Raw genomic sequence first — 22,816 nt, 5'->3', positions numbered from 1 at the left:
GTGCCGTCCACCCCGTCCTGGCCGCCCGCGCCCGGCCGGTACCCACCCCGCCGTAGCCACGCGGTCACCGTACGGACCCAAAAAGTGCCCGCACGCCCCTCGTGGCGGGCGTGTGTCGTACTCCACACTGAGGAGCGGTGCCTGAGTCCTCGGAGCGCGGCGGGTCCGGGTGTACCGAACCGGAATCCCCCGCGAAACCGCTCTTGATGTACGGGACGGACAGCGGCTCGGCCGCAGACGGTCCCGGCCTTTCCGCCGCCTCAGCAGCGTTCACACTGGAGGTCGCCCCCGTGCAGACCCGGACCCTCGCCGACGCGCCGGCCGCGCCGACGGCCACCGTGCCGCAGCAGGCCGAGCCGCCCGCGCCCGAAATCCTCGTGGAGGAGATCGCCCCGGAGCCGCCGCCGCGTCCCGAGGCGGGCGGCCCCTCCTCCGACCTGTTCCGGCAGTACCTGCGGGAGATCGGCCGGATTCCGCTGCTGACCGCCGTGGAGGAGGTCGAGCTGGCCCGGCGCGTCGAGGCCGGGCTGTTCGCCGAGGAGAAGCTGCGGCTCACCCCCGACCTGGACTCCCAACTGGCCCTGGACCTCGACAAGCTGGTCGTCCTCGGCCGGATGGCCAAACGCCGCCTCATCGAGGCCAACCTGCGCCTGGTCGTCTCCGTCGCCAAGCGCTACGTCGGCCGCGGTCTGACCATGCTCGACCTCGTCCAGGAGGGCAACCTCGGGCTGATCCGCGCCGTGGAGAAGTTCGACTACGCCCGCGGCTACAAGTTCTCCACCTACGCCACGTGGTGGATCCGCCAGGCCATGTCCCGCGCGCTGGCCGACCAGGCCCGTACGATCCGCGTCCCGGTGCACGTCGTGGAGCTGATCAACCGGGTCGTCCGGGTGCAGCGCCGGATGCTCCAGGAGCGCGGCTGCGAGCCCACGCCCGAGGAGGTCGCCGCCCAGCTCGACCTGCCCGCCGAACGCGTCAGCGAGGTGCTGCGGCTCGCCCAGGAACCGGTGTCCCTGCACGCCCCCGTGGGCGAGGAGGACGACGTCGCGCTCGGCGACCTCATCGAGGACGGCGACGCCGCGTCCCCCGTCGAGTCGGCCGCCTTCCTGCTGCTGCGCGAACACCTCGAAGCGGTGCTCTCCACCCTCGGCGAACGCGAGCGCAAGGTCGTCCAGCTGCGGTACGGGCTCGTCGACGGCCGCCCGCGCACCCTGGAGGAGATCGGCCGGATCTTCGGCGTCACCCGCGAGCGCATCCGCCAGATCGAGTCGAAGACCCTCAACAAACTCCGCGACCACGCCTTCGCCGACCAACTCCGGGGCTATCTCGACTGAGGCGTTTCCGACGGCTCCCGGAACCGTCCGACGGCTGTCACCGGCGTGCCCGGAAAGGCAGTCGGCGCATCACGAGGCGGCTCGCATCGCGCCGACGATCAGTCCGGTGCCCGGCCAAGAGCCATCGGCAACGGTCTGGTTGCCGGGGCGCGGCCGGTGGGCGAAGCACCGGCAGCTCACTGAGCGGACAGGAACGCCCCGGCGTAGCTCTCCTCCCGTACCGCGATGTACTGCTGGCGCACCGCCTGCCCGACCGGCAGGTCCTCGCCCGGCTCGAAGACCTGGCTGGCCGCCGCGGGCCAGCGCGGCGGCTCGTGCGGAGCCAGCGTGCCGTGCGCCGCGCCCAGCGCCCACGCCGCCTGCCGCGCCGCGCCCAGCGCCGCGTAGTCCGCCGGCTGCGGCACCACGACCTGCGCCCCGAACAGCCCCGGCGCCGCCGCCTGCACGGCGCCCAGCTCGGCCGCCGCGCCCAGCAGGAACACCCGGCGCACCTCGACACCGCGCCCGCGCAGCACGTCCAGCGCGTCCGCGAGCCCGCACAGCATGCCCTCGAAGGCCGCCCGCGCCAGGTGCTCCGGCTTCATGCTCTCGCGCCGCAGCCCGTGCAGCGAGCCCGCGGTGTGCGGCAGGTGCGGCGTCCGCTCGCCCTCCAGGTACGGCAGCAGCACCATGCCGTAGGACCCGGGCGTCGACTTCAGCGCCAGCTCGGACAGGCCCGCCAGGTCCGTGCCCAGCATCTCGGCCGTGCCGCGCAGCACCCGTACCGCGTTGCTCGTGTGCACCACCGGCAGATGCATCCCGGTCGCGTCCGCGAGCGAGGTGATCGTGCCGTTGGAGTCCGCCAGCGCCTCGTGGTGGATGCCGAAGACCGAGCCGGAGGCGCCCAGCGACACCACCGCGTCCCCGGTGCCGACCCCCAGCCCGAAGGCGGCGGCCATCGTCTCGCCCGTACCGGCGGAGATCAGCAGCCCCTCCGGGGTGAACCCGGCGGTGCCGGACGGGCCCAGCACCTCCGGCAGCCGCACCTGGTGCCCGAGCGCCAGCTCCACCAGATCCGGCCGGTACGCGCCGGCCGCCGCCGACCAGTAGCCGGTGCCGGAGGCGCCGCCCCGGTCCGTGGTGCGCCGCGCCGGCCGCCCCAGCAGCTGCCACACCAGCCAGTCGTGCGGCTGCAGGACCTCGGCCACGCGCGCCGCGTTCGCCGGTTCGTTACGGGCCAGCCAGCGCAGCTTGGTCAGCGGCTGGGCGGCGTGCGGGACGGCGCCGACGGCCTGCGTCCAGGCGGACCGCCCGCCGAGCGCGTCGGTCAGGTCCGCCGCCGCGCTCTGCGCCCGCTTGTCGTTGCCGACCAGCGCGGCCCGTACGAGGGCGCCGTCGGCGTCCAGCGGCAGCATCCCGTGCTGCTGCGCGGACACCCCGATCGCCTGTACGCCCTCCAGGAGCCCGTTGCCCGCGGCCTCGCCGAGTGACATCAGCCACGCCTGCGGGTCGATCTCGTGTCCCTTTTCGGCGGGGTGCGGCGCGTACCCCTGCCTGATGACGGCACCCGTGTCCGCGTCGCAGACCACGATCCGTGTGCTTTCGGACGAACTGTCCAGCCCGGCGACTATCCCCATGCCCCCAGATGATGCCCCATGCGCGGGACGCGACGGCCGCCAGGTTCACACCCCCGTGGACGCGACGCAGGCCGGCCGGCCGGCCCCGGCCGCCCGGCCTGCGTCGTTGATCAGGTGTTGCTCGTGCCCCACTCGTCCTCGTCGGCGCCGCGCTGCTCGCGCAGCGCGCGGATGCGCTGGGCCACCGGCCCCGGCATCCGGTCCCCGACCTTCGCCGACACCTTGTCGAACGCCTTGGTGGCCACCTCACGGCCACCGAGGGCGGCGGACTCCGCGGTGTTGCGGACGGCCGGGTTCTGCGCGATCCGCCGGGCGCTCTTGCGGAGCTGCTCATAGCGTTCCCGGCCGGCTTTGGTGCCGAGCACGTATCCGATGGCCAGTCCCGTGATGAACGTGAGCCGGTAGCGCATCGTCGCTCCACCTTCCCTCTCGTCGGTCTCGCTCGCGCGCGCTGTGGTCGGTCCGCCGGGCCGCGCCTGAGCGCCTGCCCGCTGGGCTGTGCTGCCCGCCTACCCGCGGACCAGAAGATCATCCGGGAGCACCCGCGGCCATACCGATTGGCGGAGCACCCCCCTGCTTGCGCTAATGTATGTGCAGCAGCGAGCGCACGCCGTCCGGAGCCCCGGATCGGAGTGCATTCGAGGCACACAGAGCATTCCCCTGTAGCTCAATTGGCAGAGCAGCCGGCTGTTAACCGGCAGGTTACTGGTTCGAGTCCAGTCGGGGGAGCTCGGTCCCCTGTAGCTCAATTGGCAGAGCATTCGGCTGTTAACCGGAGGGTTACTGGTTCGAGTCCAGTCGGGGGAGCAGGACGGAAGAGGGCCCCCACGGGGGCCTTTTTTCCTGCGCGGGGGAACCGAACACCCGGTGATCCAAGTCCTCTTGGACAAGCATGGCGGCCCATCGAGGACCCACCCGCGCAGCAGATCGTATGAGCGGCTATGCTGCGGCAGACGGCGCGCACAAATGTGCGCGGCGCGCCGTTTCGGGGCGGTAGCTCAGCCGGTTAGAGCAGCGGACTCATAATCCGTCGGCCGTGGGTTCGAGTCCCACCCGCCCCACCACTGCAGAAACGTTGTGACCTGCGGAAACGTCACTTCGCGGCCGTTTGGCGACGCTCGTCGCCTCACGGTTGCCTCACGCGCCCCTCGTACGCTGGTCGTCATGGCGCACATCAAGACCCACACGAGCAAGGCTGGCACCGTGTCCTACGGGGTCGTCTGGCGCGCCGGTGGTACCCGCGACGGCAAGTGGCAGCGCGAGATCTTCGACGACGAGACCGCGGCGAAACGCTTCCGTGAACTCGTGAACGGTCACGGACAGCAATGGCCGCTTGGCTGGGTCAAGGGTCATGGATTCGTCGAGGAGCCGAGCGAGCCCGAGTGTCCGGCCGGGGAGCTGTTCCCCGCCTACGCCACCAAGTACGTCGAGCTACTGACAGGCATATCCGGGCACACCCGCACCAACTATCAAAGATTCATCGAGAACCACATGGTCCCGTGGTTCCGGGACCTGGCAGTCTCGGACTACGCGAACAAGATCACGCGCGACCATGTCAGCCAGTGGATCAACGATCTCCATGACGGGCGCCCCGGGCCGCACCACGAGCCTGGCACGGTGCGGCGGGCTTACGCTCCGAAGACCATCGCCAACCTCCACGGACTGCTCTTCAGTATCCTCCAGACCGCCGTGACCGCCGACCCGCCTCTGCGGGACTCGAACCCTTGCGCCCACACGCGTCTGCCGAAGGGGGATGAGGCCGAGGACGAAGAGGTCTTCCTTGAGCCGGAGGAGTACGCGCTCCTGCGCGCGCACCTGAAGGCCGACGCTGTCGATCTCGTCGACGCCTTGATCGGCACCGGCCTGCGCTGGGGTGAGGCGACGGCACTCCAGCCCCGCGACTTCACGTTCACCGGCAAGCGCCCCAAACTCCGCGTGCAACGCGCATGGAAGCGCCGCGCGGAAGGCGGCACGTACCTCGGCGCCCCCAAGACGAAGAAGTCCCGGCGCACGCTCGTCCTGAGTCAGGATCAGGTGAAGTTGTTCCAGCGGGTCTGCCGGGGCAAGCAGCCGCAAGACCTGATCTTTACTTCCCCCGGCGGAGGGTCCTGGCATTCCGGCTTCTTCTTCGCGAACCGCTGGAAACCCGCCTTGGATGCCGCCAACGCCGCCGGCCTGACGAAGAGGCCCCGCATCCACGATCTCCGCCACACACATGCCTCATGGCTGATAGCCGGGAAGGTCCCGCTGCCCGTGATCCAGGGAAGGCTCGGACACGAGTCCATCACCACCACGGTCGACCGGTACGGCCACCTCCTGGAGTCCGCGGACGATGAAGTTGTGGCGGCCGTGGAGTGGGCCATGAACCCAGCGGGGACGGTACCGACCGCCGAAGAGGTGCTGGATGCGGCGTGAGGCTACGGGTTGACTCGCTGCCCGTGCCTTTCCTCTGATCCTTGAGGGCGCCGAGAAGGGAGGCCAGGGCCTGCCGAGAGCCGAGGAGCGCAGCCCAGAGGTTCGACTCCCCTAGGCTCCACCCGTCGAGAGGCCCCTTGACCTGCGGAAACGCCGGTCAGGGGACCTCTCCGTGTTCATAACGTCAACACCGTGTCAACACGCCTCTGACGTAACGTGCCAAGCATGGCAAGTATCAGGAATCGGGAGAATAAGGACGGCACGGTGAGCTACACCGTGCTCTGGCGGGCTGGCGGAGCGAGGACCGCGAGGCAGGAGTCCGAGGTCTTCGACAATGAGGTAGCCGCCGCTGGGTAAGCAGCCGGGGGCGTGTTGCGGTACGCCGTACGGCACCGGGGCGCTGCCCGGCAGCTGCGTGTCATGTTTTCGGCGCGCCGGTGAGGAGGGAGCGGACCGGTGTCGCGCAGCCGGCGGCGTCTTCGAGCCAGGGGTTGTGGCCGCCGGGCACGACCGTCAGCTGTGCTTGGGGGATCTTCGCCACGCTTGGTCGCCCGCGTTGGGGGGAGCAGAAGACGTCCTGTTGGCCCCAGATGAAGTGCAGCGGTGTGGTGATTCCGGCCAGTTGGGTGTCGGTGAGGATGTTTTCCCGGCGTGCGGTGTGTCCGTGCATCAGGCGGCGTAGCAGCGCGCGGTAGGAGGCTGCCTGTCCCGGCAGGCGCAGTGGGAGGCGGTGCAGGTCGAGCAGGTCGTTGGTCATGCCGTGTGCCGCGTTGGTTCCGATGGCCTCGGCGAGGGCCGCGCGTGCCAGCGCTCTGGGCGAGGGCAGCCGCATCGACCACTGGGCGAGTGGGCCGCGGGCCGGGGAGGTCAGTGTCGCCATCGCCGGGGTTGCGCGGATGGTGGGCAGTGCCGTCGCGGGCGTGCCGATGATCGCTGCCCGGGTTATGCGGGCCGGTGCGTCGAGCGTCGTCCACAGGGTGAACAGGCCGCCCAGGGAGCTGCCGACGAAGGCCGCCTGCTGGAGTCCGAGGGCGTCCAGAGCTCCTGTCAGTACACGGACCGCCAGGTCGCGAATGGGTCGGCCCTGCCAGCGGTAGGGCGGTGCGAGACTGTGCCCGGGCAGGTCGAGCAGGATGTGGCGGTGGCCGGGCAGTTGGGCGATGAGGGGGGCGAAGCCCATGGCCGGAACCGAGAGGCCGTTGACGTGGACCACTGGTGTACCCGTGCCGGTGGTCAGGGCGCGGAGCCGGACCGGGGGATGGTCGAGCGTGATGGGGTGTTCGGTCATCGTCAGTCCGTAGGCGGCGGCGACGCGCTCTTCCGCCGCCCGGATTCGTTTCTCCAGCCTTGTGGCAGCATGCATGCTTTCACTGTCACGGTCCCCGCGCGCTGGTTCTTGGACGAATGTTCCGGCGGTCTTCGGCACGTAGTACGGGCAGATGCGTTCCACAGCGCACGAGCAGGATGCTGTGGCCGGGTGGGATGTCGCGCGGCCGTCGCGGCCCAGCCGGGTGCCGGGTGTCGGCATGGCCGGCTTCCGCGACCGGGGCACGGGCCCGGCCGATCTGCGGGCGCTCCCGCGCCCGGCCGTCACGCTGGTGGTGGAGTGCGGTTGGGGCTGGCCTGTTCTGGACGACGCCACCGGTCGGCAGCAGCGGGGAAGCCTCGTCGCCGGGCTCGCGCTCGGCGAGCTTCGTACGCGGCGAGCGCATCGAGTGAGTGGAGGTGCACCTGTCCCCGGTGGTCGCGCGTGCCGTGCTGGGCGTCGGCCCGGCGGACCTGGACCGCGCCGTGATCGCCCTCGATGATCTGTGGGGCCGGGACGCGTCACTGCTCCGGGAGCAACTGAGGGATGCCCCGTCGTGGGAGAGCCGTTTCGCGTTGACCGACGCCCTGCTCGCCCGGCGATGCGAGACGGGGCCGTGTGTGGCACCGGAGCTGGCCTGGGCCTGGGACCGGATCGTCGTCAGCCGCGGCCGGGTGCGCATCGATGATCTGGCCTTCCAGGTCGGATGGAGCCGAAAGCGCCTGTGGTCCCGGTTCCGGTCGCAGATCGGCTGCTCTCCCAAGCGCGTTGCGAAGCTGGTCCGCTTCGACCATGCCGCCCACCACTTGGCCGCGGGCACGAGCGCGGCCCGGGTCGCGGCGGAGGGTGGTTACGCCGACCAGTCCCGTCTGCATCTATAGGTGTGGGCGTTCACCGGAGTGACTCCGGCGGTCCTGGCCGGTGACCCAGGGCTGGCGGTGGACGGCATCGCGTGGGCGGATCGGGGACCATTCGTACAAGACCGGCGCCCCTTGAGGCTGTGAGGGTGGGGGCATGGACAAACACGATCCCCTCGCTGTCGCCAGGAAACTCTCACCGTTCGACTTCCGGGAACTCGCACCGTTCAACGGCGCCCCGTTCTGCGTGTATTACGGCGACCGGCTCGACCGGTCCGACTGGGAACTGCACCCCGACACCGACGAGTTGCTGATGGTGCTGGAGGGCAGTGTCACCCTCGAAATCCTCACCGGCACCGACCGCTGTCGCGTGCCACTGACGGCCGGCCAGTTCACGATCGTGCCCCAGGGCCACTGGCACCGGCACATCGAGGTGCACGACGTCATCGAGCTGTTCTACACGCCGGGCACCACCGAGGAATCCACAGCCGACGATCCCCGCGTTTGCGCATCGGATCCGGTAGGTACAGCGGCCCGCCCGCCGACCTCACGACCGTAGTGGCCGACCGCCGCTCCTGGCCCGCCCACCTCACGTCGCGCCCAGAAGCTGACCGGGCCTGAGCAGAACTGGCCGCTCAGCGCGGGAGCTTGCTGGTCCGCTCGGGATGGGCGGTGGCGACATAGCGCATGGCGGTCTGCTCGATCATACCGAACAAGCGCATCAGCCGGAGCGGGTCGGCGCTTTCAGCCGCTTCGTTGAGGACCCGGTACCGGCGCAGTCCGATCAGCGGCAGCCTCCGGGAAAGGACTCCGCTCAGAGGGCGGATGCTGATGGCCGGGTGGTCGGGGTTGACCGCGCTCCTCTGGCTGACCAGCAGGCGGGGTTGGTCGAGGCCGACCAGCGCTGGTGGTGGTAGGCCGTCCATTCGGCGGCGAGTTGGTGGGTGAGCTCCTCAAGGCAGAATGTGTGCCGCAGCAGCCGCTCCGGACTTCCAGGGTGCCGCGGGACAGGACCAGGCCCGTGGTCGGCAGCGTCCGGATCTTGTGGCCAGGCAGCGCGGAGATGGCGGCCAAGACGACGACCAGGCGCCCGAGCGGCGTTGCCGTCGGTTCCCGGACCGTCAGCGCTCCAGCGGAACCCGCGCGTACTCCACTACGGTCACCACAAACTCAGCGGACGGCCGGCTGCCATGGCGGTCTGGATTCGAGCCGCCACGCGAGTTTCGTCTTCGCGGTTCGCCAGGCCAGCGCGTATCGCGGCGCCGATCGCCCGAGCGCGGCCGGCCGGTCCTCGGAGGTCAGCCAGCGGGCTGCTCGGGTCGCGTCGTCGGCTGAGCCATTCGGCACGGTTCTCGGCGGGGGTGCCGAGGCGGAGGTGGGCAGGTTGCTGGCAGGAGTGGTTGTCGCAGGTGTGGCAGACGGTGGGACTGTCGATGCCCCAGCCCAGCCGCGGGATGGCGCCGTACGCCAGCTGGTAGCCGTACAGGTGCCCCGGGATCGTGCCCCGCCGGGTCCGGCCCGGAAGTGAGGCGGCACGGAAGCTCGCGTGCCCCGTATCTGAGATGCCGCCGAAGAAGAACCAGCACGCCGACTCCGTCGGCGGCCGGTAGACCTTGCTCCAGTACCGGGCACGGACCCGCTCGTCGGCCAGCCACTGAGCCCACGTCAGGGCCGCGATCCGCACCGGTGCCGGTTCACCGATCAGCGCAAGCTGTTCCGACCCGCTCGCCGACGACCCGGAGCCGGGCTGTGCCACCTCAGCCAGGGGGAACAGCCCGGCCTCCCGGGGCGGCTCAAAGGGCATGGGACGGATCGCTGCCAGACGCACCGGCGGAAGCGGGAACCGTCCCCGCGGCGGTCGGCTGGGACGGCGCTTCCGGACGGGGCACCCGCCGGCGCCTGGCCCGGGGACGCTCCGCTCGTTCCCGGAGCGCCTCGATGACCTCCTTGGCCCGCGCGGCGGTGACAGGCTTCGCGTCTTTCTCCAGTTCTTCCACCGGGATGCTCAGCAGCGAAGAGACCAGGCCTGGGTCGTCGAACAGGCGCAGCGCAGCGGCCACCGCTTCCCGTGCCTCGCGATCGGCGGTCTCCTTCACCTGCGCCGCTTTCTTCGCCGCGTCCCGCTTCATCAGCACGTCGGCCGCGGCCAGCTCCCGGGTCTTCGCCTGGAGCGCTTCCGCCGCCCGGACGCGCTTCCTCAGCTCCGCCGGGCTGACCGGAGCACCGTCTCCTGTGCTCATCACAATCCCTCCGTGGGCCGGCCGCAGGGAGCGACGGTGCGCGCTGCGGGCCGGGATACCTGCTCATTGCGCGCACGGTAGGCAGGGCCCGGCAAAGTTCTCCACCGCGAGAGCTGCCGCTCTTCGGTGCCCGCGGCCCGGCGGCAGTGCGCCCCGTGAGGTCCGCATTAGATCCGCGTTAGCTCAGCGAAAGGGCGGTCTGCGAGCTTTCGAGGGGAACGACGGGCCTCATGCCCTCTACGACCGCAGAATCGGGAAAACATCAGCGATGCATTCCATATGTCTTTCACTCAGGCGTGGGCACGGAAAGCGGCTCGGAGCCCTGCTGCTCTCGTTCGTGGCCCTGTTCGCCGTCGTGGACATCAAGGCCGCCGCGCCGGCCCAGGCCGATCCGTCCCGCTACTGGACCATCCTGGGATGGGAAGTCGAGGACATGAAATACGGGGCGAGCCCCAGAGTCGCGAGCAGGTACCGCGACATGATCGGGCAGCTCCGGAGGATCTCCGGTCATGACATCGGCAACGGCCTGATGCGGACCACGAGCAACACGCAGCGCTACATCGAACTCAGAGTCATCGACCGGCGTGAAACTCCCGACCACCGCCTCTCGCTGTACCTCCGGGCCGACAACCTCTACCTCGACGGTTACACCGCCGAGGGCCGGAACTACATGTTCAGCGATGCGCCCGCCTACCTGACGACCCGCTTCCGCAACCAGTACCCGACCGGCAACGCTCTGTTCCAGCGGCTTCCGTACTCCTCGCAGTACGGGTCGCTCGCCAACGACACGGTCCGCGGCGCCCAGTCGTTCAACGGCCCGAGCCTGCGACAGGTCATCACCGACATGTCCCGAACGACCCCGAACAACTGGTGGAACGTGCGCACCCAGACCGCCGCCGTCATCGGAGCGACCGCCGAGGCGGCCCGCTTCGGGTGGATCGAGAACCGGATCGGCAACTCGCTCGGCCTCGGCGGAGACCAGGACGGGCCGAACTGGTACACCCACCTCGGGGCCTTCGGAACCGGCCTCCAGAACGCCTGGGCAGCCATGTCCCGCCTGGTCTACCGGGACCAGAACGGCACAGGCAACGTCACGCCCGTGGTGATCAACGGCCGGACGTACAGCACCATCCAGCAGATCGTCTACGGCACCACCGGCGGCCCCGCCATCGCCCCCCTCCTCACCTTGAGTAGTGCCACGTAGCACCACCTATCCCCGCCGGGCAGTCGGCCAACTGCCCGGCGGCGGCGCGAGCCAGGACCTGCATCGTGGTGCCGTCCTTGGATGTCCATGCAGCGCGAATGCCCTCGTACCCGATGCCTGGGACCGCGTAGCGCCGTTGCTTGCCTGCTACGCAGTGAGGTCGAGGAAGTCCGCGACGGGGCGGGCGGCGCGGTGGGCGGCGAGGTGTCCGCGCAGGGCGGCCAGGGTGCTGGTGCCGCGCGCGGAGTCGGCTCCGCCCAGCTGCTCGATAGCCCGTCCGGCGACGTCCACGGCGGCATCCAGGTCACCGAGCGCAAGGTGGGCTCCGGCCTGGCGGGCGAGGTAGATGCCGGCGCCGCGGGCCTCGGTGCGAGTGTCGTAGGGGTCCTCATGCCGCAGGGCGGCTTCGAAGTGCTCCAGCGCGCGGGCCGGCTCGCCCAAGGTCAGGGCGCACGAGGCGGCGACTTCATGGGCCTCGCCGTAGGTCATCCAGTACATCGAAGGCACATCGTGCGCGGCGGGTCCGGCGCGGTCGTATGCAGCCGGATCCACCTACGTCGAGCTGACCGGCGGACCGTCAGGAAAATGCCAAGTTCGTGAGACTGAGCGGCTATGCCATCCACCTGAGAGAGCGAAGGAAGCGCTGGCCAACGAGTACTGCATGTGCCACGAGCCGCGAGAACCTACAGGCGTAGCGGCCAGGCGTCGGAAAACCACAGGCGAAGGGTGCCACCCGTTCGGGTGGCACCCTTCAGCTTTCCCGTGCCTACCGGGCGAAGAAGCCGATCAGCTCCTGGGGCGTGGGGTTGTGGGTGACCTCGGCGGCCGCGGCGGCTGTGGCGCTGCGGGGGAACAGGGCCTGCTCGTATGTGGTGAGGGCGGTCTCGATGTCGTCGGGGTGCGCGGCGAGGGCCGTGCCTAGTTCGGCGGCGTCCTGCATGGCCAGGTTGGCGCCCTCGCCGTCGGGGGGTGAGAGGTGGGCGGCGTCGCCGAGCAGGGTCACTCCCGGCACCCGGTCCCAGCGGTGCCCGACCGGTAGGGCATGGAGGGGGCGCAGGACCGGTGCGGTGTCGATGCCGGTGATCAGGGCGGTGAGTTCCGGCGCCCAGCCGTCGTACTCCTGGGCGATCCGCGTGGCGGCCGCGGCGGTATCGGTGAAGTCGATGCCGGCGAACCAGTCTTGCGGCTTGGCCAGCGTGACGTAGGTGCGCAGGGTGTCGTCCTTCTCCCGGTGGGCCACGAGCCATTTCCCGCGCTCGTCCGGGTCGAACGCCGCGAGCGTCCCGCCGCCGACCGCTTTCGCGGTGGCCGGATGGCGGGTGTCTGCGTCGTACAGGCAGGTCTCGACGAAGGACCGGCCGATGTATGCGGGGGTGGCGTCGGAGAGCAGCGGGCGGACGCGTGACCAGGCACCGTCCGCGCCGACCAGGAGGTCCGTGGCGACGGTGGAGCCGTCGGCGAAGGTCACCTCGTGGCGGGCCTCGCCGACGGTACGGACGCCGGTGGCCTTGTGGCCCCATCGGACGGTGCCGTCGGGGAGCGCGTCGAGCAGGATCTGCCGCAAGTCGCCGCGCTGTACCTCGGGGCTCGTACCGGTGCCGTCGTCGGCCTTGTCGAAGAGGACGGTCCCGTTCCGGTCGAGGAGTCGTGTGGCTTGGCGGCCCTCCAGGACGATGCCGCGGAACTCTTCCGTCAAAGCCGCCGCTCCGAGCGCGAATTGGCCGCTGTGGGCGTGGATGTCGAGCATCCCGCCCTGCGAACGCGCCGTCGGCGAAGGGTCCGCCTCGTAGACCACGGCCGGGATGCCGTGTACGTGCAGGACGCGGGCCAGCACCAGGCCGCCGAGGCCGGCGCCGATGATCGTGACAGGAGTGTGCATGGGACTCCTTGCGTGTCGTACACCTGCCGGGCGGGCCCGGCAGGGTTTCTGAAAGGGAAGCGGATCGCCCGACCGCGCGGGAAGCGGCTCAGACGACGATGATCCGCCGCCCTCGGGTGTGACCGGCGTGGCTGTCGATGTGCGCCGCCGCGGCCTCGGCGAGCGTGTACGTCTTCTCGACCGGAATGTGGAGCTTGCCCCGCTCGATGAGGGCGGCAGCCTCGATGAGCGCGTCCGGCACGCTTCCGGCCACGCCGGAGAAGCGGACACCGAACTTTGGCGCGCCGAGGTCGGCGATGGAGATCACCTTCTGCGGGTCGCCGGTCAGGTCGACGAGTTCGCGGATCACGCCCGAACCGGCCAGGTCGAGGGCCGCGTCGACGTGTCCGAGCTGCCGTACCCGCTCGGTCCAGCCCTCGTCGTACGTCGTGGCGAGGGCGCCCAGGCTGCGCAGATAGTCCTGGTTCGCGGCCCCGGCCGTACCGATCACGGTGATGGCGCGGTCGCGGGCGATCTGCAGCACCGCCGAACCGACTCCCCCGGACGCGCCGCTGACCAGCAGTGTCTGCCCGGGGCGCACGCCGACCTGGTGGATGATGCGCAGCGCGGTCTCCACCACGGAGGGGTAGCCGGCCGCCTCTTCGAACGTCAGGTGCTCGGGCATACGGGCCCAGGCCGACAGCACGGCGAACTCGGCGTAGGTGCTGGTGCCCTCGCCGAACACGCGGTCGCCGGCCCGGACCCCTTCGACGCCCGCACCGACCTCGTCCACCACACCGGAGGCGTCCTGTCCGACTCCTGCGGGCAGCTCGATCGGATGGGCCTTCTGGAACTGGCCCTCGCGGATCCGCCAGTCGACGGGGTTCACGCCCGCCGCCCGTACGGCGATACGTATCTGCCCGGGGCCCGAGTGGGGCTCCTCGGTGTCGATGAGGCGCAGCACGTCAGGGCCGCCGAACTCGGAGAAGCTCACTTTCTTCATGCCGGGGACCGTAGCACTATCGGTTAGTGTTTTGGAACCGTTGCGGCTTCGTACCTGATAGCATCAACGTATGACGGAGCCGCCCGGACGCCGTGAACGCAAGAAAGCCGCGACGCGCCAGAAGATCGCCGACACCGCTCTGCGGCTCTTCCTGGAACGCGGGTACGACGCGGTGGGCATCCGTGACGTGGCCGCCGAGGCGGACGTGGCCGTCACCACGCTCTTCTCCCACTTCGCCTCGAAAGAGGCCCTGGTGTTCGAGCAGGACGCGGACTTCGAGCAACGCCTCATCCGGGCGGTCACCGACCGGGCGCCCCACGAGCCGCTCATCCCCGCGCTGCGCCGCGAGATCCAGGCCCTGGTGCGGCACTGCACCGCGGCGGAAGCCGCCCCCATCTGGCGCATGATCGACGGTTCACCCGCCCTGCGGAAGTACGAGGAGTCGATGCGGCTGCGCCATGCGGAGTCGCTGGCGGCGGCCATCACCGCCGACCCCGGCCTGCCGCTGACCATGACGGCCGGCCGGACGATCGCGCGGTTCGTGATCGACGCCTATTCGCTGGCCCGTGAGGAGGCCGAACCGGAGGCCGCGGTGGACGAGATCTTCCGGATGATCGAGGCGGCCTGGGAGGTCGCCCGCTCTGCGTGACGGGCGTACGGAACCGTTCCTCCCGCCGCGCGGGTCGGGGGCGGTCGGAGGGGGGAACGTCAGTCCGCCTGGCGGGACCCGATCGCGGCAGTCACGAATGAGGCGACCATCGGCCGGCGGTCCTGTGCGTTCCAGGCAAGTACGAGGCGGCTGGGCGGCGCGTCGGTCACCGGGACGCAGACCAGGCCGGCCGGAACCGGTTCGACCAGTGAGCGGGGCAGTACCCCGATCATCCGGCCCGCCGTGATCATGTGGAGCAGCTGGGTGACGTCGGCGACCTCCGGACCGGTGCCGTCGCCCCCGGGCACCCCTCTCCAGCGCGGCAGCGTCTCACCCTCCAGATCCGCCATGCGCACCGAAGCCTGCCCGGCCAGCCGGTGCGCGGACGGGACGATGACCACGCGCTCCTCGGCGTTAAGCGTCTCGTGGGCCAGGCCGTCGAGATCGTCGAACGGCACGTAGAGCAGGCCGATGTCGGCCCGGCCGTCGCGGAGCGGTCGCCGAAGACGGACAGCGTCTCGGCGAGCCACAGCACCAGGACCGGACGCTGCCGCAACAGGCTCAGGTAACTCACCCGCGCGACTGTAGGGGCCCGGCGAACATCAAGAAGCGTGTTCGGCCGCTCCTCCCCCAAAGTGACCTCACGGATACTCGCGGAAATGGTCACTCGGCCGGGTTCACCATGACTCCGGATGCTGGCCCGCGTCGACTGGCGCGACAGCCGGGTGACGGACCTGGGCGGGTCCGTGCTGGAAGGCCACATCACGGTGCTGGCCACCGACCTGTCCCACGAAGCGGTTGGGGCCTGGGCTCGCCTGGCGCCGGTGGCGCCGAGCGGGCCCGCTTGGTCGAGCGGCCGGCCCGGCAGACGACGGCCGTCGGGAATAACCGCGGTTTCAGGCAGCGCCGTTGGCACGGAGACAGGGCGAGGGCTGCCGGTCTCGGGCGTGGTTGGAGCCGGGTAGGGGGCCGGCGCCCATGGTCGCCGGTCCCCGGTGTGCCGACCGCTTCCGGGGGCTGGGGGAGCGGCTGATTTGAGTATTGCCGCTGGCCGTGTCGGTGGCCTACTCCCGTACCGGACGCGCGTGCTCCCCGTTCCCTGAAGGGGGGCCGGGCGGGGCGGGTGCTCGGTTGCGGGTCAGGAGTCCGGTTCGGGCCGGGGGAAGGGGCCGCGGTCGGCGGGCCCGCAGACGACCTGGTGTGCCACCGCGGTGAGCTTTCGCTGGCGGGCTCGGGCATAGGTGCGCAGCCGGGCGAATGCCTCCTGCGGGGGCAGGCGCAGGCGCTCGGCCAGCAGCCCCTTGGCCTGTTCGATGATGACGCGGGAGTCCAGGGCCGTTTGCAGCTGGGCGTTGTGCTCGCGCACGCGGGAAAGTTCCTGTTCGCGGGCCAGGGCCCAGGCGGTGGTTTCGGCCAGTACCTGGCAGGCGCCGATGTAGGCCGCTTCCAGGCGGTGGTGCTGGTGGAAGAGGTTGAGGGCGCCGAGCAGCCGGCCGTGGTGCTGCAACGGGACGGCGGTGGCGGCGGTGAAGCCTTCCGCCAGCGCCTGCGGGGCAAAGCGCGGCCAGCGTGCCTGGCTGCGCGGGTCGGCCAACTGCACATCGGCCAGCAGAGTACCGGTGCGGCACACGTCCCGGCACGGGCCTTCGGCCAGGTCGACCTGGAGCCGCTCCAGGCGGCCGGCGCCCTCGCTGGTGGCGATGACCTCCTGACGCAACCGCGGCCCGTCAGCCAGCAGAAGGCCGCTGGCCTGAACGCCGGGCAGGTGCAGGCAGTATTCGGCCACCCGCCGTACCGGCGCGGTGGTTTGGTTCGGGTGGTCGCGGGCGGCGCCGGACTCCGGCAAGCCACCGGACGGCGCAGAATCTGAACCGGTCTCGGACATGGCGTAACACACCCATTTCAGCGGCCCGCAGGCCGCAGCCGACAGGCTTGAACCCGCTACGGGTGCCCCGAAACCGGCCACCTACCCGCGGCTACGGGAGCGCGCCCGCCGGTGCGCGCCCCCTTGGCCCGCCGGTTCACTCCGGTCGAGGGAGACGGCGTGCCTGCAAAGGCGCCTGCGGGTACACAGGAGTGCGAATGCTTGCCGCCTTTCTTGGTGTCTCAGCTGCCGGCTACGGGACTACGCAGGTCGCCGCACGGTGGAGGACGTGCGGGTTGCCGGATACGCGGCGGCGGGCGCTTGCGCGGTCGTGGTGGCAAAGAGGGCGTCGGTGCATCAGTGGGGTGCCAGGGAACCAAGACCTTGTGCCTCCGGCGGGTCCTCCCTCGGAGGGGGGAGGGGCACGCCGTTCGGCTGCCGCACCGTCGTGGTTGCTGTGAGGAAGCGGGGTTCCCTCCTCGGTCGGCCGTCCCAGCAAAGCGCACCGCGCCGCAGGGGTACGAAGTCGTTCGTCCGGGTCCTCCACCTTTCCTCGTACCTCAGAAAGCCGGAGGCTTCCGGGCGCTCCACACCGCACCCCTACGACACGGCACACGGAGCAGCGCCGTCCGACCGAGGAGGGAACCCCGCCACCGGTCCGTTGTGGCCGAGGCCCGGCCCCGGACGATGCGCCGCTCTCCCCGAACGCATGGCAACTTGACCCGACCCCCTAAACATGGTTTAATTAATGGTGTCGGAAGGGGAGGGCAACCCCCGGCCGGCCTCGAATTGCCATCTCACCAGGAGAGAACGACGTGAGTACCACGCAGGCCAACAACAGCAAGCTCGCCACCATCCGCGCCCTGCTGGCCAAGGCCGAGGATGCCGCCACCCCGGAAGCGGAAGCGGAACTCAGCCGGAAGCGAGCCTTCGAAATGATGGCCAAGTACGGCGTGGAACAGGCCATGCTCAACGACGGTGACGAGGCGAGCGACGCCCCCATCGACAAGATCTTCATCCTCGACAACCCTTGGGCCATGGAGCGCGTGCGCCTGCTCTACCGCATCACTGACGCCCTCGGCTGTGAATGCGTGCACCTGGGCAGGAGGTCGGACGGCAGTCGAAGCCTCCATGTCTTCGGGTACGAGAGCGACCTTCAGCGCATTGAGGTGCTCTACACCTCGCTTCTCCTCCAGATGAACACCGGGCTTGCTGCACAGTGCGTGCCCGTGAGCACGGGGGTGCGCGCATGGCGCCGGAGCTGGCTGCTCGGCTTCATCACCCGCGTCGGCGACCGGATCAAGGAAGCCGAATGCGGTGCCCGTGAAGATGCACGCGACGAGACCTCGGCGATCGGCCGCAGCGCTGCCCTTGTCCTGGCCGACCGCAAGGCCCTCGTGGAACGCAGCTACCGCGCCGCCTACCCCAAGACCCGCAGCAGGGGCCGCACCACCTACACCGGCACCGGCTTCGGCCACGGTTGGGTGGCGGGGAGTCGCGCTGACATCGGAAGCCGCCGTGTCGGCGGGTCCGCGTCCACGGCCGTCGCCGCCTGACCCAGCTCCATCGCGCCGGGGCGGCTCCAGCCGCCCCGGCCCCGAAACGGAGGAACGCCATGCCGCCCAGGAATCGCCCGGCAACCCCTGCCAGCATTCTCGCCGCCGCCGCTGACCACATCGAACGCGTCGGCCTGTACCAGGGAGAACACCTCTGGAAACCCGGCCAGATGGGTGACGACGCACCGTGCACTGTGCTGCACGCGTGGGACCAAGGGGTGCGCGCCGTCAAGCCGCATTGGTCCGTAGGCGGAGAGCCATGGGATCTCTTCGCTCGCGCGCTGTGGGGCTCCCTTGAAGCAGTCAGCAATCACATCAACGGGCGCCCCGTCCCGCCCGTGCGCTGGCGGGAACTCGGGCTGTGCGAGAACGCCTACCGCCGCACCATGCTGTGGTGCTGGGGTGACGAGCCCGGACGTACTGCCCGGGAGGCCGCCGCAGCGTTCCGCGCCGCCGCCGAACTCCGCCGGAGTGACCGCGATCACGCAGTGGGCAGTTGATTCGAACCCTAGAACGTGGTTTAATTAATGGTGCCGGAAGGGGAGGGCAACCCCCGACCGGCACCCCGCCGCCGGGCCGACCGGCCCGGCGACCCCTCTCACCAGAAAGACCGAGTGCAATGAGTGCTGCCATGACCCAAGCCGGCGCCGAGACCACCCCTGCCCAGTGGGAGGCCATCCCGGTCGCTGATCTCCTCGCCCACCCCGGCAACGTCCGGGACGACGTCCAGGTCCCCGATGACCTTCTTGCCGACATCACGGCCAACGGCGTGCAGGAGCCGCTGTACATCGTCCGCACCCACGGTGACGTGCCCCAGGTGATCGACGGGTTCCTGCGGCTGGCCGCAGCCGTCGCCGCCGGGCTGGAGACCGTGCCGTTCGCGCCCCGCCCGGTCATCAGGATCGACCAGCTCACCCCGCACCCCAAGAACGCCCGGGAGGACCTCGACATCAACGCGGCGTTCGTGGAATCGCTCCGCGCCGAGGGCTGCCGCATCCCGGTCAAGATCCAGCGACTGGAGGGGGGTGTACTCCAGGTCAACGACGGCAACCGCCGCTACTTCGGGAGCAAGGAAGCGGACCTCACCCACCTCCCGTACGAGTGGGACGACGAAAGCCGCGACGAGGCGGACCAGTTCCTCGACATGATCACGACCGCGCAGCACCGGAAGTCCCTCACGCACGGGGAGATGACCGCCGCCATGTTCAGCGCCGCCGAGGCGGGCGCGCAGGTCGGCCGGATCGCGAAGGCCGCCGGAGTCCGCCAGAAGGACGTCAAGGCTGTCGTCCGCGTCAGGGCCAACAAGGCGCTGAACGCCGCCGTTGCCGACGCCGCCGACTACGCGTGGACGTTCGATCACCTGGCCGCGCTCAGCGAGTTCGCCGACGACGCCGAGGCCCTCGCCGCTATCACCGGGGCCGCCGCAGCGAAGGGCGCCGACGCGGACGATGTGGACTGGGCCATTGCCATCGAGCGGACCAAGCGGGACAGGCGGAGGAGGGCCGAGGCGCACCGCGCCGAGCTGGAACAGGCCGGGCAGCGTATCCGGGACGCGGCCGAACTGTCCGAACGGGCCACTCCGGTATGGCGGTTGAAGACCACGGACGGCAAGCGCATCAGCGCCGATGACCACGCGCAGTGCAAGGGCCAGGTGTGGGTACTGGAAGGGGCCGACGATGAGAAGTACAAGCCGTACTGCACCTCACCGGTCCTGTACGGCCACGCCGCCCCCGGTGACGGTGGCGCCGCGAGCACGAAGACCAGCGCCGACAAGGAAGCCGAGAAGGCAGCCCGCGCCGCCGTCAAGAAGGGCAACATCGAGTGGGACGCCGCAGAGGGCAGGCGCCGCCAGTGGATCGCGGACCTGGTCAAGCGCCGCAGCCTGCCCAAGGACACCACCAACATCGTGACCGGTCACATCAGCACAGCTCTGCTGGACGGCACGTGGGGAGTCGGTGACGACCTCAACAGCGACGCGACGACGAAAATCCTGGCCACGCTGCTCGGGCTCACCAGCGACCAGGCCAAGGACCGGAGCGCGTTCACCGAACACGTCTCCAAGGACCCGCGCCGTGCCGTGCAGCTCCAGTTCGCCGCCATCGCGGCGGTACGCGAGAGGAGCGCGGGCCGGTACGCATGGCGGACGGACGAGATGCGGTGCAACGACATCCGCAGGGCCACCGCGCGATGGTTCAAGATCCTCGAAGCGCTCGGATACTCGCTGACGCCCATCGAACGGTCCGTGGCGGACGACGAGCCGTACGACCCGAACAGGCCGAAGCGCGCCGCGCTCCCCGCCAGCAGCGACCAGGCCGCCGAAGCCGAGCCCGCCGCCGACGAAGCCGCCGCGTAACCCTCAGCCGTACGACGCCGGGGCGGAGCTTGCCGCCCGCCCCGGCCCCCAGGAGCCCCAGTGACCCGCACAGCACCGTTCGAGACCCCCGCAGACGAGTACGGCTGCGGCTGCGTCCCCGCCCCCGCCGAGCCCGACCCCGGCACCACGGCCGACACCATGCAGGCCCGCGCGATCGCGGGCGGGCTGGCCGAGTTCGGCATCGGCCCCGCCCGGTGGTCCGCCGCGTACGACCACGAGGCCGCCGCCGTCATGCTGCGCGTGGACACCCCGCGCGGGCTGTACGCCCTGGGCATCCCCGCCCCCGGCCAGCCGTTCCCCGTCCACCACCGAGGCCAGCGCATCGGGGCTCTGGACTGCCGCCGCACCTACGGCACCGCCGACAGCTACACCGCCGCGCTGTTCGCGGCCTTCCTGCGGGACCGCGCGGCACTGGCCATTCCGGGGCGGGATGTTTGCCCCGCACCACAAAACATGGTTTAATTAATGGTGTCGGAGGGGGAGGGCAACCCCCCTCCGACACCGGGCCCCCATCGGCCCGACCCCACCCCGGCCGTGCGCGGAGGGCAACCCGCCCGGCCGGGTGTTCATCACCTCTCACCAGCAGGAGCACCCGCAATGCGCAGCGCAGCCATGCGTTTTTCCGTCCCCGCCACGGCGGCGAACCGTGTCCGCCAGCTCGTCGAGGCGACCAACACCCGCGCCGCCGTCCACCGCCTCACCGCTTACTCGCTCGACATCTCCGCGCCGTTCCTGGCCGAGTACCGCGACCCCTTCGACGGCCGCCTGATCGGGCAGCGCCCCACGGTCGAGGTGACGATCTTCGGCGAGGTCCCCCGCCACCACGGCTGGACCGTCGTGGCCCGACTGGACCACGACGAGGAGGGGGAGACGATCGTCAGCCTCTTCCCCGGACTGCCCGAGCCGGAGGCCGCCGCCGCGCGCGAGTATCGCGCCGTAGCGAACGTCTGCCACGGCTGCAATATCGCCCGGCACCGCACCGCCACCTACTTGGCCCGCCACGAGAGCGGCGAGATGCGGCAGCTCGGTACGACCTGCGTGGAGCCGTACACCGGGCTCCCGATCAAGGGCATCGAGGCGCTGTGGCGGTTCGGGACACTCAAGGACACCGACTGGGACGAGCCCGGCAGCCTCCCCGGCGACCTTCGTCTCCCGGTGACCGAGGTTCTGCGGGTGACGGCCGCCGTCGTGGCCCAGGAGGGCCGCTTCTACAGCCGGTCCGAGCAGTGGAAGCACACCGTGCCGACCGCCGACCTGGTCGAGTCGTATTTCTTCGACCGCAAGGCGCCCATGGAGTGGCGCGCGGCCATCGACGCCGACGCCGAGGCGGCCCGGACCGCCGCCGCCGTTCGGGAATGGGCGGTGCAGGGGTACGGCAGCGCTTCGGACTACCGCCACAAGGTGGGCCAGATGGCCAAGGCCGAGACCGTCGATCCGCGCCACCTGGCCACTCTGGTGTCCGCTATCGCGGGGTGGCACCGCGACCAGGAGCAGGCAGCCAACGAGGCGGCGGCCCGCAACTCGCAGCCCAAAGGAGAAGTAGGGGAGCGGCTCAGCTTCAACGCCACCGTGACCGCCGTGGTCGAGCTGGAAAGCCGGACGTACGGCTACCACACCCAGCGCCGCCACCTGATCAAGTTCCAGGACCCCGAGGGCAACGTCTACGTCTGGTTCAGCAGCGCCGCCCAGGTACCGGACCGGGGCGACGCGGTCCAGGTGACCGGCACGGTCAAGGAACACAGCACCTACGGCCAGACGGCACAGACCGTGCTTCAGCGGTGCAAGGTCACCGAACGCGAGCTTGCCGCCGCCTGATCTCCCCACCGGCCGGGGCGGTCAGCGCACCGCACCGCCCCGGCCCCCGAACCCCGCCAGCAGCAACAGGAAGCACAGATGACCCCCACACAGGAACTCACCCGGATACTCACGGCCGCAGGCCACGAGGTGAAGGCCGAGGCCGGGACCGACGCGATCACCGCACGCCTTGCCGGATGCGGCTGCACCGTGTGGCTCAGTGAGCAAGGCGGATTCGGATGGTGGGCCCGCCTCCACGAGCCGACGGTGACCGGGCCGCAGACGCTCTACCTGTCGGAAACCGCCGACGCCGACGCCGACACCGCCGCTGTGGCCGCCGCCGTCATGGAGCACGTCAACCAGCACGGCGACCAGGCCGCAGGACAACAAGGCGATCAGCGCCGTAAGCGGGCCGATGCCAACCGCGCCTTTGCCCGCGTCGTGGGAAGACTGGGTGAGCTGTTCCGTCCCGCCGCGACCGTCGTCTACTCCTGCTCCTGCGGCGTCGAGGCCGAGGTCACCGGCCCCAAGCGGTACCGCCGACGCATGGTGGCCGCCGTACGGAACCACCAGTGTGCCGTGTGGGACTGAGTCCCGGCCGGACGCGGGGCCGTGGGGGGGGGGGGGGCGGGCCCCCCCCCCCCCCCCCCCCCCCCCCCCCCCCCCGCCGGGGGCCCCCCCCCCCCCCCCCCCCCCCCCCCCCCCCCCCGGGGGCGGGGCCGGGGCGGCCCCGCCGCCCCCCCCCC

General features: G+C 70.7%; 23 protein-coding genes and 3 tRNA genes. 15 read left to right on the top strand and 11 right to left on the bottom strand.

What is annotated here, in order from left to right; genetic code table 11:
• Nucleotides 1-137 precede the first annotated feature (137 nt).
• On the top strand, nucleotides 138-1,334 hold the full coding sequence (locus ACH4FX_RS08425; protein WP_398476482.1) for an RNA polymerase sigma factor: 1,197 nt from the start codon (nucleotides 138-140) through the stop codon (nucleotides 1,332-1,334).
• Between the two features lie 176 nt (nucleotides 1,335-1,510).
• Here ACH4FX_RS08425 and ACH4FX_RS08420 read toward each other — a convergent pair whose 3' ends face one another.
• Together ACH4FX_RS08420 and ACH4FX_RS08415 are read right to left on the bottom strand one after the other, a co-directional pair.
• Entirely contained in the window at nucleotides 1,511-2,950 is a 1,440-nt protein-coding gene (locus ACH4FX_RS08420) for an FGGY family carbohydrate kinase (protein WP_398476480.1), read from the bottom strand.
• A gap of 110 nt (nucleotides 2,951-3,060) precedes the next feature.
• A complete protein-coding gene (locus tag ACH4FX_RS08415) occupies nucleotides 3,061-3,360 on the bottom strand; it encodes a YtxH domain-containing protein (RefSeq protein WP_398476478.1) in 300 nt (99 codons plus the stop codon).
• A gap of 246 nt (nucleotides 3,361-3,606) precedes the next feature.
• On the opposite strand from ACH4FX_RS08415, the gene ACH4FX_RS08410 reads away from it, so the two are divergent.
• The 4 genes from ACH4FX_RS08410 to ACH4FX_RS08395 all read left to right on the top strand — a co-directional run bounded on the left by ACH4FX_RS08410 (nucleotide 3,607) and on the right by ACH4FX_RS08395 (nucleotide 5,365).
• Nucleotides 3,607-3,679: transfer RNA gene (locus tag ACH4FX_RS08410), tRNA-Asn, on the top strand.
• Between the two features lie 5 nt (nucleotides 3,680-3,684).
• Nucleotides 3,685-3,757, top strand: a tRNA-Asn gene (locus tag ACH4FX_RS08405).
• Between the two features lie 180 nt (nucleotides 3,758-3,937).
• Nucleotides 3,938-4,014 (top strand) — tRNA-Ile (locus tag ACH4FX_RS08400).
• Nucleotides 4,015-4,114: 100 nt separating this feature from the next.
• On the top strand, nucleotides 4,115-5,365 hold the full coding sequence (locus ACH4FX_RS08395) for a tyrosine-type recombinase/integrase (RefSeq protein WP_398476476.1): 1,251 nt from the start codon (nucleotides 4,115-4,117) through the stop codon (nucleotides 5,363-5,365).
• Nucleotides 5,366-5,783: 418 nt separating this feature from the next.
• Here ACH4FX_RS08395 and ACH4FX_RS08390 read toward each other — a convergent pair whose 3' ends face one another.
• The gene (locus tag ACH4FX_RS08390; protein ID WP_398476474.1) at nucleotides 5,784-6,728 is read right to left on the bottom strand and encodes an alpha/beta fold hydrolase; all 945 of its coding nucleotides are present in this window, start codon (nucleotides 6,726-6,728) and stop codon (nucleotides 5,784-5,786) included.
• Between the two features lie 362 nt (nucleotides 6,729-7,090).
• On the opposite strand from ACH4FX_RS08390, the gene ACH4FX_RS08385 reads away from it, so the two are divergent.
• Both ACH4FX_RS08385 and ACH4FX_RS08380 read left to right on the top strand, forming a co-directional pair.
• Entirely contained in the window at nucleotides 7,091-7,552 is a 462-nt protein-coding gene (locus ACH4FX_RS08385) for a helix-turn-helix domain-containing protein (RefSeq protein ID WP_398476472.1), read from the top strand.
• Between the two features lie 133 nt (nucleotides 7,553-7,685).
• Nucleotides 7,686-8,087, top strand: coding sequence for a cupin domain-containing protein (locus ACH4FX_RS08380; RefSeq protein WP_398476470.1), 402 nt, complete (start codon nucleotides 7,686-7,688; stop codon nucleotides 8,085-8,087).
• A gap of 76 nt (nucleotides 8,088-8,163) precedes the next feature.
• Here the strand turns inward: ACH4FX_RS08380 and ACH4FX_RS08375 are convergent, their stop codons facing one another.
• The 3 genes from ACH4FX_RS08375 to ACH4FX_RS08365 all read right to left on the bottom strand — a co-directional run bounded on the left by ACH4FX_RS08375 (nucleotide 8,164) and on the right by ACH4FX_RS08365 (nucleotide 9,768).
• Nucleotides 8,164-8,454, bottom strand: coding sequence for a hypothetical protein (locus tag ACH4FX_RS08375; RefSeq protein WP_398476468.1), 291 nt, complete (start codon nucleotides 8,452-8,454; stop codon nucleotides 8,164-8,166).
• Between the two features lie 233 nt (nucleotides 8,455-8,687).
• Nucleotides 8,688-9,332, bottom strand: a complete 645-nt coding sequence (locus ACH4FX_RS08370) for a hypothetical protein (protein ID WP_398476466.1) — start codon at nucleotides 9,330-9,332, stop codon at nucleotides 8,688-8,690.
• Nucleotides 9,322-9,768, bottom strand: coding sequence for a hypothetical protein (locus tag ACH4FX_RS08365; RefSeq protein WP_398476464.1), 447 nt, complete (start codon nucleotides 9,766-9,768; stop codon nucleotides 9,322-9,324). The genes ACH4FX_RS08370 and ACH4FX_RS08365 overlap by 11 nt, the downstream gene beginning before the upstream one ends.
• Nucleotides 9,769-10,105: 337 nt before the next feature.
• Here ACH4FX_RS08365 and ACH4FX_RS08360 point away from each other — a divergent pair, with 337 nt between their 5' ends.
• Nucleotides 10,106-10,972, top strand: coding sequence for a ribosome-inactivating family protein (locus ACH4FX_RS08360; protein ID WP_398476462.1), 867 nt, complete (start codon nucleotides 10,106-10,108; stop codon nucleotides 10,970-10,972).
• 147 nt (nucleotides 10,973-11,119) lie between these two features.
• Here ACH4FX_RS08360 and ACH4FX_RS08355 read toward each other — a convergent pair whose 3' ends face one another.
• From ACH4FX_RS08355 to ACH4FX_RS08345, 3 genes are all read right to left on the bottom strand, one after another.
• Nucleotides 11,120-11,461, bottom strand: a complete 342-nt coding sequence (locus ACH4FX_RS08355) for a hypothetical protein (RefSeq protein WP_398476460.1) — start codon at nucleotides 11,459-11,461, stop codon at nucleotides 11,120-11,122.
• 277 nt (nucleotides 11,462-11,738) lie between these two features.
• Nucleotides 11,739-12,851 carry an FAD-dependent oxidoreductase gene (locus ACH4FX_RS08350; RefSeq protein ID WP_398476458.1) on the bottom strand — a complete coding sequence of 371 codons (1,113 nt, stop codon included), beginning with the start codon at nucleotides 12,849-12,851 and terminating at the stop codon, nucleotides 11,739-11,741.
• Nucleotides 12,852-12,939: 88 nt separating this feature from the next.
• A complete protein-coding gene (locus ACH4FX_RS08345; protein WP_398476456.1) occupies nucleotides 12,940-13,833 on the bottom strand; it encodes an NADP-dependent oxidoreductase in 894 nt (297 codons plus the stop codon).
• Nucleotides 13,834-13,903: 70 nt separating this feature from the next.
• Here ACH4FX_RS08345 and ACH4FX_RS08340 point away from each other — a divergent pair, with 70 nt between their 5' ends.
• Nucleotides 13,904-14,482 carry a TetR/AcrR family transcriptional regulator gene (locus tag ACH4FX_RS08340; protein WP_398476455.1) on the top strand — a complete coding sequence of 193 codons (579 nt, stop codon included), beginning with the start codon at nucleotides 13,904-13,906 and terminating at the stop codon, nucleotides 14,480-14,482.
• A 59-nt stretch (nucleotides 14,483-14,541) separates the two neighbouring features.
• Here the strand turns inward: ACH4FX_RS08340 and ACH4FX_RS08335 are convergent, their stop codons facing one another.
• Both ACH4FX_RS08335 and ACH4FX_RS08330 read right to left on the bottom strand, forming a co-directional pair.
• Nucleotides 14,542-15,012 carry a LysR substrate-binding domain-containing protein gene (locus ACH4FX_RS08335; protein WP_398476453.1) on the bottom strand — a complete coding sequence of 157 codons (471 nt, stop codon included), beginning with the start codon at nucleotides 15,010-15,012 and terminating at the stop codon, nucleotides 14,542-14,544.
• A gap of 608 nt (nucleotides 15,013-15,620) precedes the next feature.
• Nucleotides 15,621-16,328 (bottom strand): ANTAR domain-containing protein, encoded by a 708-nt coding sequence (locus ACH4FX_RS08330; RefSeq protein ID WP_398476451.1) that lies wholly within the window; start codon nucleotides 16,326-16,328, stop codon nucleotides 15,621-15,623.
• 833 nt (nucleotides 16,329-17,161) lie between these two features.
• Between ACH4FX_RS08330 and ACH4FX_RS08325 the strand changes: the two genes are divergently transcribed.
• The 6 genes from ACH4FX_RS08325 to ACH4FX_RS08300 all read left to right on the top strand — a co-directional run bounded on the left by ACH4FX_RS08325 (nucleotide 17,162) and on the right by ACH4FX_RS08300 (nucleotide 22,661).
• Complete coding sequence (locus tag ACH4FX_RS08325) at nucleotides 17,162-17,902, top strand: DUF2786 domain-containing protein (RefSeq protein ID WP_398476449.1); 741 nt, start codon at nucleotides 17,162-17,164, stop codon at nucleotides 17,900-17,902.
• 59 nt (nucleotides 17,903-17,961) lie between these two features.
• Nucleotides 17,962-18,402 (top strand): DUF6197 family protein, encoded by a 441-nt coding sequence (locus ACH4FX_RS08320; RefSeq protein WP_398476447.1) that lies wholly within the window; start codon nucleotides 17,962-17,964, stop codon nucleotides 18,400-18,402.
• A gap of 131 nt (nucleotides 18,403-18,533) precedes the next feature.
• Nucleotides 18,534-20,255, top strand: a complete 1,722-nt coding sequence (locus tag ACH4FX_RS08315) for a ParB N-terminal domain-containing protein (RefSeq protein ID WP_398476445.1) — start codon at nucleotides 18,534-18,536, stop codon at nucleotides 20,253-20,255.
• Nucleotides 20,256-20,315: 60 nt separating this feature from the next.
• Nucleotides 20,316-20,738, top strand: a complete 423-nt coding sequence (locus ACH4FX_RS08310; protein ID WP_398476443.1) for a hypothetical protein — start codon at nucleotides 20,316-20,318, stop codon at nucleotides 20,736-20,738.
• A 135-nt stretch (nucleotides 20,739-20,873) separates the two neighbouring features.
• Nucleotides 20,874-22,091: a hypothetical protein gene (locus ACH4FX_RS08305; RefSeq protein ID WP_398476441.1), complete on the top strand. Its 1,218-nt coding sequence runs from the start codon at nucleotides 20,874-20,876 to the stop codon at nucleotides 22,089-22,091.
• Nucleotides 22,092-22,169: 78 nt separating this feature from the next.
• The gene (locus tag ACH4FX_RS08300; RefSeq protein WP_398476439.1) at nucleotides 22,170-22,661 is read left to right on the top strand and encodes a hypothetical protein; all 492 of its coding nucleotides are present in this window, start codon (nucleotides 22,170-22,172) and stop codon (nucleotides 22,659-22,661) included.
• Nucleotides 22,662-22,816: the final 155 nt, after the last annotated feature.

The sequence above is a fragment of the Streptomyces sp. NPDC018019 genome, from assembly GCF_044327805.1.
In the GTDB taxonomy this organism is placed as follows: Bacteria; Actinomycetota; Actinomycetes; order Streptomycetales; family Streptomycetaceae; genus Streptomyces.
The sequence above is the reverse complement of the archived record's forward strand: the minus strand, read 5'-3'. Positions and strand labels throughout refer to the sequence as shown.